Genomic DNA, 17,235 nt, shown 5'->3' with positions numbered 1-17,235 from the left:
GGCGGGAAGCATCAAGCGAAGAAGACTCCTGGGAGGGCGCGTGTCACAGGCACCGGAGCGCGTGAGGACCGAGGTCTGGCCCGGCGGCCCCCAGCCGCTCGGCGCCCGATTCCACGCAGGACCAGACGGCGTGGAAGGCACCAACTTCGCCCTGTGGGCGGGCGGCGCGGAAGCCGTCGAGGTCTGCCTCTTCGACGACAGCGGCGAGGAGACCCGCTGCGCCCTGGAGGAGCTGACGCACGAGATCTGGCACGGCTTCCTGCCCGGCGTCCGCCCCGGGCAGCGGTACGGCTACCGCGTCCACGGACGCTGGGACCCCCCGAGCGGCGCCCGCTGGAACGCCGCGAAACTCCTCCTCGACCCCTACGCCCGCGCCGTGGACGGCGACTACGCCACGGACGGGCCGCTCCCGCCCGAGGTCTACGGCCACGTCAGGGACTGGCCCAAGCAGGAACTGGCCGACACCGTCCGCGACGAGCGCGACTCCGCCCCGTTCGTGCCCAAGGGCGTCGTCGTCCACGACACCGAGTCCTGGGCGCACGACATCAGGCCGGGCACCTCCTGGGCCGACTCCGTGATCTACGAACTGCACGTCCGCGGCTTCACCATGCGCCACCCCGGCATCCCGCCCGAACTGCGCGGCACCTACGCGGGGCTCGGCCACCCGGCCGCCATCGAACACCTCACCAGTCTCGGCGTCACCGCCGTCGAGTTGCTGCCCGTCCACCAGTTCGCGCACGAGGACCACCTCCTGCGCCGCCGCATGCACAACTACTGGGGCTACAACTCCATCGGCTACTTCGCGCCGCACGCCGCCTACAGCGCGTCCGGCAGCCGGGGCCAGCAGGTCGGCGAGTTCAAGAGCATGGTCCGCGCCCTCCACCAGGCCGGTCTCGAAGTCATCCTCGACGTCGTCTACAACCACACGGCCGAGGCGAACGAGTTCGGCCCCACCCTCTCCCTGCGCGGCATCGCCAACCCCGGCTACTACCGCCTCACCGACGACCCCCGCCGCTACGCCGACTACACCGGCTGCGGCAACACCCTGCACGTCGTGCAGCCCCAGGTCCTGCGCCTCATCACCGACTCCCTGCGCTACTGGGTGCAGGAGATGGGCGTGGACGGCTTCCGCTTCGACCTCGCCGCCGCCCTCGCCCGCTCCTTCCACGACGTGGACATGCTCTCGCCGTTCCTCGCCGTCATCGCCCAGGACCCGGTGCTGCGCCGCGTCAAGCTCATCGCGGAACCATGGGACGTCGGCACGGGCGGCTACCAGGTCGGCGCGTTCCCCCCGCTGTGGACGGAGTGGAACGACCGCTACCGCGACACCGTCCGCGACTACTGGCGCGGCGCCCTGCCCGACGTCCGCGACCTCGGCTACCGCCTCTCCGGTTCGAGCGACCTGTACGCCTGGGGCGGCCGTCGCCCCTACGCGTCCGTCAACTTCATCACCGCGCACGACGGCTTCACCCTGCGCGACCTCGTCTCCTACGAGCGCAAGCACAACGAGGCCAACGGCGAGGACAACCGCGACGGCAGCGACGACAACCGCTCGTGGAACTGCGGCGCCGAGGGCGAGACCGACGACCCCGAGATCAACGCCCTGCGCCGCCGCCAGCTGCGCAACATGCTGACGACCCTGCTGCTGTCCACCGGCGTCCCGATGATCGTCGCCGGTGACGAGACGGGCCGCACCCAGGGCGGCAACAACAACGGCTACTGCCAGGACAACACCCTCGGCTGGATGGACTGGGACCTCGTCTCCGACCCCGACTGGCGCCCGCTCCTCGACCTGACGCGCCGCCTCATCCGCACCCGCCGCGAGCACCCCGTCCTGCGCCGCCGCGCCTTCTTCTCCGGCCGCCGCCAGGGGCCCGAGGGGATAAGGGATCTCGGCTGGTTCGCGGGCGACGGCACCGAGATGACCGAGCAGGACTGGTACGCGCCCGGCCGCACCCTGGGCATGTTCCTGTCGGGCCGCGACATCCCGCAGCGCGACGCGCGGGGCCGTCCCGTCGTGGACGACAGCTTCCTCGTGCTCCTGCACGCGGGAGACGAGCCCCTGCGCTTCCCGCTGCCGGGGCCGCCGTGGGCCGACGGGTACGAACTGCTCGTGGACACCGCGCTGGAGGACCAGGAGTCGGCGCCCGGCACGCTCCACCCGTCGGGCAGCGTCCTGGAACTGCGGCCACGCTCCGTCCTCCTGCTGCGCGCGGTGCCCCCGGCCACGGCCTGACGCCCCCCGCCCGCCGGGTGTTTCCTGTGGGTGCCTCCTGCACGAAACACCTGGTCGGGGGGCGGGTACCGCGGGATAGGCTCCGGTTCCGCCGTGGCAGGGGGCCCGGCGTCGGGGGGCCATGTCACGCGTCAGCAGGAGGAGTTGCGCATGTCCGGAGGACCGGAGAGACCGCAGGCCCGACACCGCGCCGAAGGGGTCGGCAACCCCGGGCGGCGCGCGCTGCTCGTCGGCGCGGCGGGTGCGGGCGGTGTCGCGGGCGGGCTGGCGCTCGGCGGCCAGGCGTCGGCGGCCGACACGAGCGCGTACGCCGTGGACGTCGTCGCCAAGGGCGCCGACCCGACCGGCGCGCGCGCCAGCGACGCCGCGTTCCGCGCGGCGGCGGCCGAGGTGCTCGCCTCGTTCCAGCCCGGCCCGATATCCGGCGCCATCCCGAAGAAGACGATCCTGATCCCGCCGGGCACCTACCTGCTGACGCAGCCCGACTCGCTGCTGCCGAACGTCAACGGCAACGGGGGCGGCGGCATCGTGGACGGCATCGCCATCACCGGCTACGGCAAGCGGCTGTCGCGCATCACGTACGCGCCCACCGCGAACGACACGACGCTGTGGACCAACAACCAGCGGTACAAGAACATCCGCGTCAGCGGCCTCACGTTCAGCAGCACCAACCCCACGTCCAGCTTCAACTACGCCTACTCCTCCGCCACCCACGGCGTGCAGGACACCTGGTACACCGACGTCGAGTGGCGGGGCTCGTGGAAGCGCGGCATCGGGCTCGACGGCCCGGACCCGGCGTCGAACCTCAACAGCGAGATGGGCTGGGACCACTGCCAGGTCTCGGGCACCTACACGGACGCCTTCCTCGTCATCGGGATGACCCCGGCCGTCGCGCAGCAGGACCAGTTCCTCAACTACTGGTTCCGCGACTGCAAGGTCGAGTACACCTCGGGCGTCTTCGTGAAGAACCGGCGCGGCGGCTCGATGAACTTCACCGGCGGCTCGTACATCCTCACCGGCGAGGGGGCGTCCGGCACGTTCTTCCAGCTGACCGGCGACGCCCCGAGCCGCGCCGACTCGGTCAGGCGCCTGTACGCGGCCGGAATCCGCTTCGAGCTGCGCGGCGCGGGCCACAAGGTGATCGACAGCAGTTGGGACCGCGGCCACGTCACGTTCCTGTCCTGCGACGACTCCGCCCACTCGTACCGGCCCTGGGCCGACGAGGCGAACTCCCACCTCTACCGCTTCAACGGCCGTGGCCCGATGGTCCGTTACACGGACTGCACGCTGCTCGGGTACCACAAGGTGGTCACGTCGGCCGCCGCGACGACCGAGGGCAAGGTGCTCTACGACGGCTGCCGCATCATGGACGAGACGTCCGCGAGCGGCGCGAACGCCTTCTTCCGCTGGGAGGGCAGCCAGCCGTGGCACGAGTTCCGCGACTGCGTGATCGGGCAGGGGCGGCTGGCCGATCTCAAGCGGCCCTGAGACGCGGTGGGGCCGCGCCGGTCGGCGCGGCCCCGTGCGGGGCGGCTCAGCAGCCGCCGCAGTTGTAGTACGTCACGTCCCAGTGGTTGCCCTCACGGGCGTAGACGTTGCCTGAACCCGACTGGTAGAGCGCGGCGCCGTCGCTGCGCTGCCCGATGTAGGTGAAGACGCCGGTCACGTAGTTGGTGAGGCAGCTGCTCAGGCCGAAGTCGAGCTTGTAGCCGTTCCAGTGGCTGTACGTGCCGCCCGCGTGGCCGGTCTCGGTGCCGCCGGTGATGTTGAGGGCGCAGCCGCTGGCCGACCTGAGCGTCTGGGCGCCCTGCGCCGACTCCAGGTTCAGCTGGTCGAACGAGGTGCACGTCGGGACGTTGCGGTTCGAACAGCCGCCGGACGACGACCAGGTGATGCCGGACGCGCGGAACATGTCCGTCGCCCGCGCGTGGGTGATCTTGGTGACGGCGGGCGCGAACCCGCCGTCGGCGGCCGTCGTCGGGGCGTCCGCCGGGGCGGCCGTCGCCGTGCCTGAACCGGCGAACAGGGCGGTGGCGGCCAGCGCGAGCGCGGCGAGCGTGGCCGCGACGCGCCCGCGGCGTGCCGTGGGGGAGGCGGTGGGGGCGGATGTGGCACTCATGTGAGGGGACCCTCCTGCTGATGGCCGGCCCGCCGGACGGCAGGGCCGGTCGTGCCTGTGGGGTGGGCCGTGCAGTCGGTGCACGCAGCATGGTGCCGTACCTCTACGCGCGTCGCCAAGAGCGCCGGGGAGCTGATCCCTCGTCAATTTCTTCCGGATCTCGCGCCAATTATTGCGCTTCCATGACGATCTGATTACGCTGCGGCTCGCAGACCGTAACAGCTCCCCCACACTGAGAGGTCTAGCATGCCCATATCCCGCCGTGCATTCGTCGGCACGGCCCTCGCAGCGGCCCCCGTCGCCGCCGCGCTCCCCTCGGTCACCGCCGCCAGTTCGGCCGCAGCCGCGAGCCCTCCGGGCGACGTCGTCGGCAAGATCACCGTCGGGTACCAGGGCTGGTTCGCCTGCGCGGGCGACGGTTCGCCCATGAACGGCAACTGGTGGCACTGGTCGAACAACTGGGGCCAGCCGCCGTCGCCGTCCAACACCGCCATCATCAGCTGGCCCGACGTCAGCGACTACACCAACGTCTACCCCAGTGCCTACCCCAACCTGGGCGGGGGCGGCGCGGCGAACCTGTTCTCCTCGCACGATCTCCAGACCATCGACACGCACTTCCGGTGGATGGCGGAGAACAACATCGACACCGCCGCGCTCCAGCGCTTCAACCCCAACGGCGGCGAGGGCCCGATCCGGGACTCGATGGTCCCGCGCGTCCGCGACGCGGCGGAGCGGCACGGCGTGAAGTTCTACATCATGTACGACGTCACGGCCTGGGTGAACATGCAGCCGGAGACGAAGGCGGACTGGCTCGAGAAGATGAGCCAGTACACCTCGTCGCCCGCCTACGCCATGCAGAACGGCAAGCCGGTCGTCGGTATCTGGGGCCTCGGCTTCAACGAGCCCAACAAGACCTGGCCCGCCGACGTCTGCCTCGACGTCGTCAACTGGTTCAAGGACCAGGGCACCTACGTCATGGGCGGCGTCCCCACCCACTGGCGCCGCGGCATCGAGGACGCCCGCCCCGGCTACGACTCGGTCTGGCGCGCGCTCGACATGCTCTCGCCGTGGATGGTCGGCCGCATCGGCGACATCGCGGGCGCCGACAACTTCTACCAGAACGTCAACCTGCCCGACCAGGCGTGGTGCAACGAGAACGGCGTGGACTACCAGCCGTGCGTCCTGCCGGGCAACCTCCAGGACCGCGACCGCGCGCACGGCGACTTCATGTGGCGCCAGTTCTACAACATGTGCCGCGTCGGGGTGCAGGGCATCTACATCTCGATGTTCGACGAGTACAACGAGGGCAACCAGATCGCCAAGACCGCCGAGACCTCCGCGCAGGTCCCGGCCGGTGCCGGCTTCTGGGCGCTCGACGAGGACGGCACGCCCTGCTCGTCCGACTACTACCTGCGCCTCACGGGCGACGGCGGCCGGATGCTGAAGGGCGAGATCCCCCTCACGGCGACCCGCCCCACGCCGACCATGCTCTGAGCACACCGCACCTCCCACCCGTCCGGGGCGCCCCACCGCCCCGGGCGGGTCGTTGCGCCGCTGTTAGCATGCACCGGCCCGACCAGCGTGCGAACGACCACGGACCGGTGTGCCCATGGACCCCGTCATCACCGAACGCCTCGTCCTGCGGTCCTTCGCCGAGCGTGACCTCGACGACCTCCACGCCATCCAGCGCCGCCCCGACGTGGCCCGCCACCTGCGCTGGGAGGCGCGCACCCGGCAGGAGACGCGCGACGCCCTCGCCGTCCGCGTCACGCAGACCGGGCTGGGCGCCGAGGGCGACAACCTCGCCGTCGCGGTCGAACTGCGCGCCACCGGCCGTGTGATCGGCGACCTGAACCTCGTGTGGCTGTCCGAGGAACTGGGCCGCGCCGAGATCGGCTTCGTCATGAACCCGGACCACGGCGGCCGGGGCTACGCCGCCGAGGCGGCGCGCGCCGTGCTGCGCATCGCGTTCGAGACGTACGGCTTCCACCGCGTGGTCGGCCTGTGCAACGGCGCCAACCACCCCTCCATGCGGCTCATGGAGCGGATCGGCATGCGCCGCGAGGCGTTCCTCGTGGAGGCCGAGATGCTCAAGGGCGAGCGGGTGGACCTGGCCGTCTACGCCATGCTCCGCCGCGAATGGGACGCCGCGCCCGCGCGCCCGTAGGGACCGGCCCCCTCCGTCATCCGGACGACGCCTCGGGACGTTCGGCACGCCCGTCCGCCGCCCGTGCCACGCTACGATCCGTTTCTGACACAGTCAAAAACTTTCGCCATGCGTAATAAGCCGCCTGCTCGTTACGCACAAAGAAAATTATTGACGCTCTGGGAAACATCCGGGTTACTAGGGCGATCCGGTGCCGGGGCGGGGGCCACGGCCGCACCGGGCGTTCAGTTCGACGTGGATCTGATCCCAACCCGGAGGAAGCTGTGCAGCCCATCGGCACTTCGTCGCCGCCCGCAGCCGGCGCGTCCAGCAGACGCGCCGACACCCTGATGATCGTCGCGCTGGCGAGCGCGAACCTCGCCGAGGGCATCCTGCTCGGTGTCATGCCCACCGCCGTCGGCGGCCTCGGGGAACTCTTCCACCAGTCCGCGGGCGAGCTGACCTGGGTGCACGCCGTCCAGCTGCTCGCGGCCGGGATGTCCGTCCCCGTCCTGGCGCGCCTCGGGGACATCTACGGCCACCGCCGCATCCTGCGCCTCGGCGTGGTCCTGGCGCTGCTGGGCTCGCTGCTGTGCGCCGTCGCGCCGAACTACCTCGTCTTCCTCGTCGGCCGCGCGCTCGCCGGGCCCGTCGCCGCCTACACGGCGCTGTCCGTCGGCATCATCCGCGACCGGGCCGCCCCCGAGCGGCTGCGGTCGGGCGTGTCCATGGTCATGGCGGCCCTCACCGGCGGCTCGGTGCTCGGCACCCTGGCCGCCGCGCAGATCAGCTCGATGACGGACAACGTCATCGCCGTGCTGTGGATACCCGTCGTCATGTTCGTGCTGACGCTCGTCGTGCTGTTCACGATGGTCCCCGAATCCCTCAACCGGGCGCACGTGCGGCCCGACTGGTGGGGCGCCGTCCTCCTCAGCCTCGGCCTCGCCTGCCTGCTGCTGTTCGTCGGCGAGGGCGGCGACTGGGGCTGGACCTCCACCCCGACGCTCGGCTGTCTGGCCGGTGCCGTCGTGATCCTCACGGGCTGGGCCCTGCTGGAGCTGCGCATCACCGACCCGATGGTGGACCTACGGGTCGCCTCCCGGCGCAACGTCGCCCCCTTCTACGTCGCCAGCCTCACGATGGGCGTCACCTTCTACGGCGCGCAGACCGCCGTCAGCACCTTCCTGGCGACACCCGAGGAGGTCGGCTACGGCTTCGGGCTCGACGTGACGGGCCTGGCGCTGGCCCTCGTGCCGCCGGGCGTCATGGCCGTCGTCGGCGCGCTGTCCGTGCCGTACCTGAGCCGGTCGCTCGGCCACAAACAGACGCTGTACTGCGGTTACGTGCTCCTCGTCGCCGGATACCTGACCCTCGTCGTGTGGCACGCGTCGCTGTGGCAGGCGGTCCTGGCCGTGTCCATCGCCTACTACGGCACGGGGATCTCGACCGGCGCGATGCCGATGATCCTCGCCGAGCGCGCGGCCCGTACCTCCTCGGGGATCGCGACCGGCCTGTTCAACACGGTCAAGAGCGTCGGCGGCAGCACGGCGTCCGCCTCGTTCGGCGCCATCATGACGTCGCTGACGATCGTCGGCACGGTCGTGCCCACGGAACACGCCTACCGCGTGGTGTGGATGATCTGCGCCGGGGCGGCCCTCGTCTCGATGCTCATCGTGTTCACCGCCGTGGGCACGGGCAAGGAGGCCGGGGCCCTGGAGGACGGCACCGCCCGCGAGCGGGAGCCCGCCGCCGCCTGAGTGCTCAGCCACGCGGCGACGCGGCGGCCCCGGAGGAGGCGGCGCTCGGCGCCTCGTGTCCGGGGCCGCCGGTCGGGGCGGCGGCGCGCAGGGCCGCCTCGACCCGGCGGTTGCTCGTCATGGACGCCGTGACGGCCGTCATCGCGAGGAGCAGGAACCCCGCGGCGTAGAGCGGAGTGCGGATGCCGTGTGCGGTGGCCAGCCAGCCGCCGAGGAAGGCGCCGACGGGCGCGGCGCACATGGCGAGCATGCGGGAGGTGGAGGTGACCCGGCCCATCAGGTGGGCCGGGACGATCGCCTGCCGCAGGGAGGGGGCGAGCACCATCGTGGCGCCCATGCCCGCCCCGCAGACGGCGAGCGCCAGCCCGGCCACGTACGGGTTCGTGGCGGTGGCCAGGCCCAGGATGGCCAGCCCTTCGACGGCGGCCGTGCAGGTCAGCGCGGTGCCCGTGCCGAGCCGTCGGCCGAGGCGTGAGGCGATGCCCGCGCCGAGCAGGCCGCCGGTGGCCTCCGCCGTGAGGAGCAGGCCGAAGCCGAAGGCGCCGATGCCGAGGCGGTCGTGCGCGAAGAGGGCGAGGACGGTCTCGACGGCGAGGAAGGCGATGTTCCCGACCGCGGGGCGGAGCGCGAGCCCGAGCAGCAGCCGGTCCCGGAAGACGTACGAGGCCCCGGCCCGCGCCTGCCGCAGCAGTGACGCGCGGACCTCGGGCGCCGGGCGGGGCATCGCGGGCAGCGAGCGGACGAGCAGCGCGGACAGCAGGAACGACACCGCGTCCGCCAGCAGCGGGACCGCCCGCCCGAGCGCGAGCAGCGCACTGCCCGCGGGCGGCCCGGCGAAGCCGGACATGGCGGTCTGGGCGCCGCGCAGGCGGGTGTTGGCGCGTTCCAGGAGTACGGGGTCGCGGCGGAGCAGTTCCGGCAGGTAGGCCGTGGCGGCCGTGTCGAAGAAGAGCCCGCCGAGGCCGAGCAGGAAGGCGACGGCCGCGAGCAGCGGAATGCTCAGCACGTCGAGCACGGCCGCCGCCACCGGTATCGCGAGCAGCGCCGCGCGGGCCGCGTCCGCGACCCACATCGTGCGGCGGCGGTCCCAGCGGTCCACCAGCGCGCCGCCGAGCACTCCGAAGAGCAGCCACGGCAGCGTTCCGGCGGCCGTGACGACGGCGAGCGCCATCGGGTCGCGCGTCAACGTCAGCGCGAGCAGCGGCAGCGCGGCGTGCGACACCCCGTCGCCGAGCGAGGAGATGGTCTGAGCGGTCCACAGCCGTCCGAACCCGGACGGCAACTGCCGTGTTTCCGAGGTCACTTGGCGTCCCCCTCGCCGCGCTCGCCCGCCGCCGGGTGGAAGAGCGCGAAGACGAACGACGCGTCGGGCAGTGAGGGGTCGGACAGCTCCCGGTACTCGTCCGCCAGGGCCTCGAGACGTGCCCCCAGCTGCGCGAACTGCTCGTCGGTGAGCCGCAGATGCGCCATCCGTACGTGCCGCTGGCCGTCCACGGGCGACGCCTCCAGGTCCGCCACCGCGTGGCGCATCAGCACGTCAGGGCCTCCCTCGCCCGGGTCGGGCAGCTCGATCGAGCGCGCGGCCATGGCGTAGTACCGCTCGGTGACGCCCCTGACCTTCCGCGTCCGCACGACCTTGACGAGCCCGGCCCGCTCCAGGAGCCGCACGTGATAGCTGGAACTCCCCTTCGCGAGGCCGAGACGGTCGGCGATCTGTGTGATCGTCGCGGGCTCGAAGCGGAGCACGGCCATGATCCGGTGGCGGGTGAGGTTGGAGACGGCGCGCAGCTGCTCGTCCGTGGTGACGTGGAACGTCTCGGGGAGGTCGTCGGTAGGCACGCGAGCAATGGTCAACGATTCTTGACCATTGCGCAAGGGGCTTCCGCGACGACCTCAGCGCCGCGCCGCCTGGACCGTGCACGGACGAGGGGGCGGCGGCCGGACAGGGTGTTCACCACCCGCCCGGCCGCCGCCCCCTCGGCGGCGCGCGGCGTCAGCCGCGGTAGGCGGCGGTCCGCGTCACGAAGGCGCCCGAGCGGAACGACGCGATGTAGCCGAGCTGTTCGTCGCCCCCGAACAGGTTCACGTCGGGGCCGAAGCTGTTGATCAGCCACAGGTCGATCTCCAGCGAGCTGGCCTCCCAGAACAGGTACTCCTGGGGGACGCGGCCCGCCAGCCGCCAGGCGAGGTCGCGGTTCCACCGGTCCGGGGAGTCCCCGGTGTTGGCGGTCGAGAAGATGCCGTCCTCCTCGATCATCACCTTCCAGGCGCCCGCCTCCAGCACGGCCTCCGCCTCGCGGATCACCTTGTCGCCGCTGACGTGCCCGCGGTCCTCCGGCGACCAGGCGTTGACCTCCGGCTTCGGCTTCAGGCCGACGTCCAGGACGTCCTTCACGATGCGGCACTTGTCCTCGACCGCTATGCCGATCATGGCCGAGGAGATCTCGATGATGTCGAAGCCCAGCTCGGCCGACTCCTCCAGGTAGCGGCGGACGGCCTTCGCGCCGAACGGCAGCACCGTCTCGATCAGGCCGCCGCTGGAGACCTCGATCCGGTGCTCGTGCAGGTAGGCGTTGATCTCGCGCACCTGGGAGCGGGGCAGCAGCCGCTGCGTGCCCGCCGTCCACTTCACGCTGTCGAGGTAGGGCTCCAGGGTCTCGACGTAGCCGCGCAGGTCGGCGATCGAGCGCGCGGCCGTCCGTACCTCCGTGAGGCCCACGGTGCGGGGCTTCGGGGTGGGGTCGGTGATCGGGATGATGCCGCTGAAGGCCAGGTCCTGGTCCTTCTCCGGTGTGGTCATGGTGCAGAGCCTTTCGTCCGTGCGCCCGGTGCCGGGTGCGTCGATGGGGCGGGTGGGAGGGGTGGGAGGGGGAAGGCGGTGGCGTCGCCGAACGGGTCGTCCGCCACGCGGGGGGAGCGGTCGAGCAGCAGCGTGGCCGCCTGCGGGGGCACGTACGCGGGCCAGTGGGGGAGGTGCGGGCCGCGCGGGTCGCCGTGCCGCGCCATCGACTCCCACGTGACGCTCATCAGGTCGCTGAACTCCCGCGCGCCGGGCGCCTTCTCCCACCACGCGGCGTCGTGGAGGACGTCGTCGGCGTCGAGGTTGCGCAGGATCAGCGGGATGTCGCTCGCGTGCCCCGCGCCGTGGACGCCCGCCGGGTCGCCGCCGGGGAACGTCAGGACGTAGGAGCGCACCGGCGCCCGGCCGCCGCGCGCCTTGGCGTCGGCGAAGGCGCGCGAGAGCAGCCGCCAACTGCCCGCCGTCTCCACGCGGGCGACGAACAGGCCGGGCGGGACGCCGGGCCAGACCGCGCGGTAGTGCCGGATCACGTCGTCCAGACGGTCGCCGAGGGCGACGTACGGGCTGTCGGCCAGCGCGCGGCGCACGTCCGCCTCGTCCATGCCGAGGAACCGTCCCTCGCGGCCCCGCCAGGCGGCGACCGGCTCGTCCAGCGTGCTGCCGACGAGCAGGGGCACGTCGGCCGAGGCGCCCCCGGCGACGGCGACGCCCGGATGCTCCGGCAGCGTCACGCCGTCCACGAGGGGCTGCGGCCCGCCTCCGCCGCCGTAGCCTCCCGCGGGCTCCACCCCGGCGGCCGACAGCGCGGCGACGGCCCGCGTCAGCAGCCGGGCCGGTATCTCGCGCAGCGTCGCCGCGCCGCCCGCGCCGGGGCCGAGGTGGTCGAGGAGGCGGCGGGTGTAGGCGGTCGCCGCGTCACGTCCGAGCGCCGTGGACAGCGCGCCGCTGTGGATCGCGGCGCGGTGCACGAGCCCTCGGGCGGCTGGCATGGCGAGCAGGTGGCTGATCTTCTTGCCGCCGCCCGACTCGCCGAGGACCATGACACGGCCCGGGTCCCCGCCGAACGCGGCGATGTTGTCCCGCACCCACGCCAGGGCGAGGACGAGGTCGAGGTTCCCGGCGTTCCCCGCCTCGTGCTCGCCGCCGAGCAGGTCGCCGAGGTAGAGGTAACCGAACGGCCCGAGGCGGTGGTTGACGGTCACCACGACCACGTCGTGCGTGAGCGCGAGGCGCGCGCCGTCGGCGGTGCGTGTGCCGCCCGAACCGGTCAGGAAGCCGCCGCCGTGGACATACACCATGACCGGGCGGCGCGCGTCGTCGAGACCGGCCGTCCAGACGTTGAGGACGAGGCAGTCCTCGCCCTGGGGCGCCGGATTCCGGCCCGGCTGCGGGGCGACGGGCCCGTACGCGTCCGCGTCCAGCACGCCGGGGCGCGGCCGGTAGGGGCGCGGCGGCAGGAACCTGGCGTCCCCGCCCGTCGGTTCGCCGTAGGGCACGCCCTTGAACGCCAGGACGTGACGGGCCGCGCGGCCACGGACGGCGCCGCCGGTCGTCTCGACCGCGCGGGTCGCCTGAGCGTGCATGGGGCTTCTCCTCAGGCGGGCGGGACGTCGGCGGCCTCGGCGGCGCGCACGTACTGTGCCGCGCGTTCCGCGGTGACGACCCCGGCCGCGCGGGCGGCCTCGGCGGCGGTGGTGACGTGGGCGACGTACGCCGCGTGGCTCGGGTGGAGGCGCCGCAGCACGTCCGGCGGGAGCGGCGTGGTGCGGCCCGCGAGGGGCGAGTCGGGGTGCGAGCCCAGGTACGTCGCGACCGGCACCTCAAGCTCGGGCAGGCGGACGCCGCCGAGCGCGTTGCCGAACGCGTCGCGGGCCAGGGCGCCGTCCTGCGTCAGCGCGATGGGCGGCTGGGCCGGGGCCGGTTCGCCCTCCCGCACCCAGCGGCGCATGTGCCGTACGGCGGCCTCGAACGTCGGCAGCCACTCGACGGCGCTGGCGGACGTGCCCTCGGCCCAGCCCATGGGCCCGGCGCCGTCCCTGACGGTCACCTCGGCGAGCGCCCGCAGCAGACCGGCCGGGCCGTGGGAGGCGCCGGGGATCTCCCACGAGCGGAAGAGGGGCGTGTCCGGCCGCCGTTGCGGCACGTGGTGCGCCGCCTCCGTCTCGGTGTTGAGCGTCAGGACGGGGACGTCCAGGTCGTCGCGGACGCGGGCGGGCAGCGCGCGGCTGTGGCCGCGGTCCCCGGCGTTGCGGTCGGGGTGCGCGATGTCGGCGGCGAAGTCGCTCGCGTGCCCCGCGCACAGCAGCGGCATCAGCGCGTCGAAGGCGTGGTCGAGGGGCTGGACGCCGTTGGCGTAGGCGAGGACGCGGCTGCCGGACTGGGACGCGCCCGCGCCGATCAGCACCTCGGCGCGCAGCCCGCCGAGCAGCGGCGAGCCGTGGCCGTCCCGGTCGGCGCGCAGCAGCCGCGCGACCTGCGTGAAGATGCCGTAGCCCACGGCGTCGTCGGGGATGTGCAGTTCGCCGTAGCGCTCCGGGTCCCACACGGCGAGGCCGCGCGGGCGGGTCGGGAAGCCGTCGATGCCGAGCGGCTGGGCGGAGACGGCCGCGTAGGCGAAGCCGTCGAGCAGTCCCGGCGCGGCGAGCATGCCCAGCTCGAAGCCGCTGGAGACGTTGGCCCACTCCACGAGCACCGTGCCGTTGAAGCGGCGCGGGTCCACGGGGCGGCGCACCAGGACACGCGTGCGGTACGGCGCGGACCCGTGGGGGACGACGGTCCAGCGGCCGTCGTGGCCGAGCGGGCGCAGCGGGCGGAAACGCGGTGCCAGGCCGCCGACGTGGAACTCCTCCTCGACGTAGCCCTGCTGCGCGAGGCCGCCGGGGTGGGCGCCGAACGGGCGGCCGTGGGCGCCGCCCGTGACCGGGCCCGTCACGCGGGGTCCGCCTCCGCCAGGCCCGGCGGGGCCGCCGTCCGTCACCGTCATCGTCTCTCCGCTCCACGGCGTCACGGCGCGAGGGCGGCGCTGCGGCGCACCACCGCGGCGGACGCGCGTCCCGAGGTGTGGCGACCAGCATCGGCGGACGTTACGGAGTGCGTCAAATTGTTTCGTATGACGAAATGACGGGGGCGGGTCCCGCCCGGACGGGGTGCCGGGCGGGACCCGCCGGTCCTCAGACCATGACCGCGTGCAGCCCGCCGTCCACGTGCAGCACCTCGCCCGTCGTGGCCGGGAGCCAGTCGGACAGCAGCAGCGCGCACGCCTTCGCCGTCGGCACGGGGTCGTTGACGTCCCAGGGCAGCGGCGGCCTCGTCCGCCAGATCCCTTCGAGCCGGTCCGCGTCCGGGAGGGAGCGGGCCGCGAGCGTACGGACCATGCCCGCCGCGACCAGGTTGGCCCTGATGCGGCGTTCGCCCAGGTAGAGCGCCAGGTAGCGGGTGATGGACTCCAGCGCGGCCTTCGACACGCCCATCCAGTCGTAGCCGGGCCACGCCAGGCTGGCGTCGAAGTCCAGGCCGACGACCGCCGCGTCGTCGGCCAGCAGCGGCAGGCAGGCCGTCACCAGGTCCTTGAACGAGAACGCGGAGACGCGCAGCGCCGTCGCCGCGTCGGGCCACGACGTCTCAAGGAAGGCGCCGCCGAGCGCCGAGGGCGGCGCGAAGGCGATCGAGTGCACCACGCCGTCCAGCCCGTCCACGTGGGCGCCGACCCGGTCGGCCAGACCCTCCAGGTCGTCGGCCGAGGTCACGTCCAGCGGCACCACGGGTGCCTTGTCCGGCAGCAGCCCCGCCACCGCCTCCGTCACCCGCAGCGCGCGGCCGAACGACGACAGCACCACCTGCGCGCCCTGCTCCTGCGCGATCCTGGCGACGTGGAAGGCGATCGACGCCTCCGAGACGACGCCCGTGACCAGCACGCGCTTCCCCTCCAGCAGGCCACCGCTCATACGCCCATCCCCAGTCCGCCGCTCACCGGGATGAACGCGCCGGTGACGAAGGACGCGTCGTCGTCCGCCAGGAACCGGACGACGTTGGCGACCTCCTCCGGGCGGCCCGGCCGCGCGAGCGCCGTCGCCGAGATGTACTCGCGCCGCCGCTTGTCGCTGACGCCCGCCACCATGTCGGTGTCGATGAAGCCGGGCGCCACGACGTTCGCCGTGATCCCGCGCTTGCCCAACTCCCGCGCCAGCGAGCGCGCGAGCCCGGTCAGGCCGGTCTTGGACGCGGCGTAGTTGGCCTGCCCTGGGGAGCCGAGCATCCCGGAGAAGGAGGAGATGAACACCAGCCGCCCCCAGCGCTTCTCCAGCATGCCGGGGATGGCCCGGCGTGCGCAGCGGAACGGGCCGACGAGATTGGTGTCCAGCAGGCCGGTGAAGTCCTCGTCGCTCATGGCGAGCGTCAGCATGTCGCGCATGATGCCCGCGTTGGCCACCAGGACGTCCACCGGGCCGTGTTCCGCCTCGATCTTCCCGAACGCCGCGTCGAGCGACCCGGTGTCCGTGACGTCGCACTGGACGCCGAGGAACCCTTCCGGCGACTCGCCCGAGCGGTAGCTGACCGCCACCCGGTCGCCCCGCGCCGCGAACGCGCGGGCGATGGCGAGGCCGATGCCCCGGTTCCCGCCGGTGACGAAGACGGATCGTGTGCTCATCGGCTCCCCGCGCTCTCCAGGACGAGGACGGCGTTCTGCCCCCCGAAGCCGAACGAGTGACTGGTGGCCGCGCCGATGCGCTGCGGGCGCGGCGCCCCGGCGACGACATCGACGCCGATGTCCGGGTCCGGCTTGTCCAGGTTGGCCGTCGGTGGCACGAGGCCGTTCTCGACCGTCAGCGCGGCGTAGGCGACCTCGATGGCGCCCGCGGCGCCGAGCGCGTGGCCCGTCACGCCCTTGGTGGACGTGACACTGGGGCGTCCCGTCAGGACGCGCTCGACGAGCTGCGACTCCATGAGGTCGTTCAGCTTGGTCGAGGTGCCGTGCGCGTTGACGTGGTCGATGTCGCCCGGCGCCAGGTCCGCGTCCGACAGGGCGGCGCGCAGGGCCCGTTCGACGCCCGCGCCCGTGGGGTCGGGCGCGGAGGGGTGGTGGCCGTCGGCGCTGGCGCCGTAGCCGGTGACGAGGGCGTGCGCGCGGGCGCCGCGTGCCCGTGCGTCCGCCTCGCGCTCCAGCACGAGCACCCCGGCCGCCTCGGCGGCGACGAAGCCGTTCCTGTCGGCGTCGAACGGGCGGGACGCGGCGGCCGGGTCGTCCGTCCGCGTCGAGAGCGCCCCCATCCGGTGGTACGCCGCCATCGGCGTCCTGCTGAGCGGGGCCTCGGACGCCCCGGCGAGCACGACGTCGCACACCCCGCTGCGCAGGAGGTACCGCGCGGTGCCGACGGCCGTCACGCCCGAGGCGCACGCGGTCGCCACCACGAGGTTCGGGCCACCGGCCCGGAAGCGGGTCGCCAGGTACCCGGAGATCATGTTGATCGGCCAGTTGACCATGACCAGCGCCGAGACGCCCCCTGGCCCCTCGTCGCGCACCGCGTCGTGCGCAGCCTCGTACGAGGCCGTGCCGCCCAGCGCGTTGCCGAGCACCACGCCCACCCGGGCGCCGTCCCACGCCGTGGGGTCGAGCCCGGCGTCCGCCAGCGCCTCGTCGGCGGCGACCAGGGCGAGCTGGCTCACCCGGTCCAGGCGCCACGCCTGGGACCGCCCCAGCAGCGCCGCCGGGTCGAAGCCCGGTACGCGGCAGGCGATGTCCACCGGCAGCCCCGCCAGCTCGGGGTCACGCGCCGCGGCTGGCACGCCGGACAGCACCCGCCGCCAGTTCTCCGCCGTGCCGATGCCCGCGGGGGTGACCAGGCCGATCCCGGTGACGGCCACCGCCCCCCGCGCCACGCTCCGCCGGGCCATCAGGAGCCCCCCACGGCCGTGTTGACCAGTTCGTACAGGTCGGCGACGGTGGCGCTGCCGCTCAGGTCCTCGGTGCGCACCTGGGCACCGAGCTGCTTCTGGAGGGCGAGACCCACCTCGATGAGGGCCAGGGAGTCCAACTCGATGTCGTCCAGCACGGTGTCGGGCGTGACGTCCTCGCGCGGGATGCCGAACTTCTCGTCGAGGATCGTGGTGATGCGCTGGAAGACGGGGGTGGTGGCGATGCTGCTGCTCATCTCGGGCATGCCTTTCCGACGTGGGTGA

15 protein-coding genes are annotated in these 17,235 nt (G+C 73.2%); 5 read left to right on the top strand and 10 right to left on the bottom strand.

Annotation, left to right across the window (positions count from 1 at the left end; genetic code table 11):
- The first annotated feature begins 28 nt into the window (after nt 1-28).
- Together glgX and IF27_RS04540 are read left to right on the top strand one after the other, a co-directional pair.
- The gene (glgX, locus tag IF27_RS04545) at nt 29-2,236 is read left to right on the top strand and encodes a glycogen debranching protein GlgX (RefSeq protein ID WP_420821983.1); all 2,208 of its coding nucleotides are present in this window, start codon (nt 29-31) and stop codon (nt 2,234-2,236) included.
- Between the two features lie 150 nt (nt 2,237-2,386).
- Nucleotides 2,387-3,724 carry a hypothetical protein gene (locus IF27_RS04540; RefSeq protein WP_223290916.1) on the top strand — a complete coding sequence of 446 codons (1,338 nt, stop codon included), beginning with the start codon at nt 2,387-2,389 and terminating at the stop codon, nt 3,722-3,724.
- Nucleotides 3,725-3,770: 46 nt separating this feature from the next.
- Here the strand turns inward: IF27_RS04540 and IF27_RS04535 are convergent, their stop codons facing one another.
- A complete protein-coding gene (locus IF27_RS04535) occupies nt 3,771-4,355 on the bottom strand; it encodes a hypothetical protein (RefSeq protein ID WP_052848021.1) in 585 nt (194 codons plus the stop codon).
- Nucleotides 4,356-4,601: 246 nt separating this feature from the next.
- Here IF27_RS04535 and IF27_RS04530 point away from each other — a divergent pair, with 246 nt between their 5' ends.
- From IF27_RS04530 to IF27_RS04520, 3 genes are all read left to right on the top strand, one after another.
- The gene (locus tag IF27_RS04530) at nt 4,602-5,849 is read left to right on the top strand and encodes a glycoside hydrolase family 71/99 protein (protein ID WP_052848020.1); all 1,248 of its coding nucleotides are present in this window, start codon (nt 4,602-4,604) and stop codon (nt 5,847-5,849) included.
- A 115-nt stretch (nt 5,850-5,964) separates the two neighbouring features.
- On the top strand, nt 5,965-6,522 hold the full coding sequence (locus IF27_RS04525; protein WP_052848019.1) for a GNAT family N-acetyltransferase: 558 nt from the start codon (nt 5,965-5,967) through the stop codon (nt 6,520-6,522).
- A gap of 263 nt (nt 6,523-6,785) precedes the next feature.
- Nucleotides 6,786-8,258 carry an MFS transporter gene (locus IF27_RS04520; RefSeq protein ID WP_052848018.1) on the top strand — a complete coding sequence of 491 codons (1,473 nt, stop codon included), beginning with the start codon at nt 6,786-6,788 and terminating at the stop codon, nt 8,256-8,258.
- A 4-nt stretch (nt 8,259-8,262) separates the two neighbouring features.
- Here the strand turns inward: IF27_RS04520 and IF27_RS04515 are convergent, their stop codons facing one another.
- The 9 genes from IF27_RS04515 to IF27_RS04475 all read right to left on the bottom strand — a co-directional run bounded on the left by IF27_RS04515 (nt 8,263) and on the right by IF27_RS04475 (nt 17,207).
- Complete coding sequence (locus IF27_RS04515; protein ID WP_052848017.1) at nt 8,263-9,540, bottom strand: MFS transporter; 1,278 nt, start codon at nt 9,538-9,540, stop codon at nt 8,263-8,265.
- A gap of 17 nt (nt 9,541-9,557) precedes the next feature.
- Complete coding sequence (locus IF27_RS04510; RefSeq protein ID WP_052848016.1) at nt 9,558-10,097, bottom strand: ArsR/SmtB family transcription factor; 540 nt, start codon at nt 10,095-10,097, stop codon at nt 9,558-9,560.
- A 154-nt stretch (nt 10,098-10,251) separates the two neighbouring features.
- On the bottom strand, nt 10,252-11,058 hold the full coding sequence (locus tag IF27_RS04505) for a phosphosulfolactate synthase (protein WP_052848015.1): 807 nt from the start codon (nt 11,056-11,058) through the stop codon (nt 10,252-10,254).
- A complete protein-coding gene (locus tag IF27_RS04500) occupies nt 11,055-12,641 on the bottom strand; it encodes a carboxylesterase/lipase family protein (protein WP_052848014.1) in 1,587 nt (528 codons plus the stop codon). Before IF27_RS04500 ends, IF27_RS04505 begins: the two co-directional genes overlap by 4 nt.
- Before the next feature lie 11 nt (nt 12,642-12,652).
- On the bottom strand, nt 12,653-13,990 hold the full coding sequence (locus tag IF27_RS04495; RefSeq protein ID WP_190232807.1) for an alpha/beta hydrolase domain-containing protein: 1,338 nt from the start codon (nt 13,988-13,990) through the stop codon (nt 12,653-12,655).
- A gap of 238 nt (nt 13,991-14,228) precedes the next feature.
- A complete protein-coding gene (gene fabI / locus IF27_RS04490; protein WP_052848012.1) occupies nt 14,229-15,002 on the bottom strand; it encodes an enoyl-ACP reductase FabI in 774 nt (257 codons plus the stop codon).
- Nucleotides 14,999-15,706 carry a 3-oxoacyl-ACP reductase FabG gene (gene fabG / locus IF27_RS04485; RefSeq protein WP_052848011.1) on the bottom strand — a complete coding sequence of 236 codons (708 nt, stop codon included), beginning with the start codon at nt 15,704-15,706 and terminating at the stop codon, nt 14,999-15,001. The genes fabI and fabG overlap by 4 nt, the downstream gene beginning before the upstream one ends.
- Nucleotides 15,703-16,950: a beta-ketoacyl-[acyl-carrier-protein] synthase family protein gene (locus IF27_RS04480; RefSeq protein WP_052848010.1), complete on the bottom strand. Its 1,248-nt coding sequence runs from the start codon at nt 16,948-16,950 to the stop codon at nt 15,703-15,705. The genes fabG and IF27_RS04480 overlap by 4 nt, the downstream gene beginning before the upstream one ends.
- Entirely contained in the window at nt 16,950-17,207 is a 258-nt protein-coding gene (locus IF27_RS04475) for an acyl carrier protein (protein ID WP_190232806.1), read from the bottom strand. Before IF27_RS04475 ends, IF27_RS04480 begins: the two co-directional genes overlap by 1 nt.
- Nucleotides 17,208-17,235 lie beyond the last annotated feature (28 nt).

Origin of the sequence: Streptomyces avicenniae, assembly GCF_000719135.1 — a bacterium.
In the GTDB taxonomy this organism is placed as follows: domain Bacteria; phylum Actinomycetota; class Actinomycetes; order Streptomycetales; family Streptomycetaceae; genus Streptomyces; species Streptomyces avicenniae.
The sequence above is the reverse complement of the archived record's forward strand: the minus strand, read 5'-3'. Positions and strand labels throughout refer to the sequence as shown.

What these genes read in the sequence shown, in the direction of transcription:
- IF27_RS04540 (WP_223290916.1), top strand. Translation starts at nt 2,387, where the DNA reads ATGTCCGGAGGACCGGAGAGACCGCAGGCCCGACACCGCGCCGAAGGG.
- IF27_RS04535 (WP_052848021.1), bottom strand. Translation starts at nt 4,355, where the DNA reads ATGAGTGCCACATCCGCCCCCACCGCCTCCCCCACGGCACGCCGCGGG.
- IF27_RS04530 (WP_052848020.1), top strand. Translation starts at nt 4,602, where the DNA reads ATGCCCATATCCCGCCGTGCATTCGTCGGCACGGCCCTCGCAGCGGCC.
- IF27_RS04525 (WP_052848019.1), top strand. Translation starts at nt 5,965, where the DNA reads ATGGACCCCGTCATCACCGAACGCCTCGTCCTGCGGTCCTTCGCCGAG.
- IF27_RS04505 (WP_052848015.1), bottom strand. Translation starts at nt 11,058, where the DNA reads ATGACCACACCGGAGAAGGACCAGGACCTGGCCTTCAGCGGCATCATC.
- IF27_RS04500 (WP_052848014.1), bottom strand. Translation starts at nt 12,641, where the DNA reads ATGCACGCTCAGGCGACCCGCGCGGTCGAGACGACCGGCGGCGCCGTC.
- fabI (WP_052848012.1), bottom strand. Translation starts at nt 15,002, where the DNA reads ATGAGCGGTGGCCTGCTGGAGGGGAAGCGCGTGCTGGTCACGGGCGTC.
- fabG (WP_052848011.1), bottom strand. Translation starts at nt 15,706, where the DNA reads ATGAGCACACGATCCGTCTTCGTCACCGGCGGGAACCGGGGCATCGGC.
- IF27_RS04480 (WP_052848010.1), bottom strand. Translation starts at nt 16,950, where the DNA reads ATGGCCCGGCGGAGCGTGGCGCGGGGGGCGGTGGCCGTCACCGGGATC.
- IF27_RS04475 (WP_190232806.1), bottom strand. Translation starts at nt 17,207, where the DNA reads ATGAGCAGCAGCATCGCCACCACCCCCGTCTTCCAGCGCATCACCACG.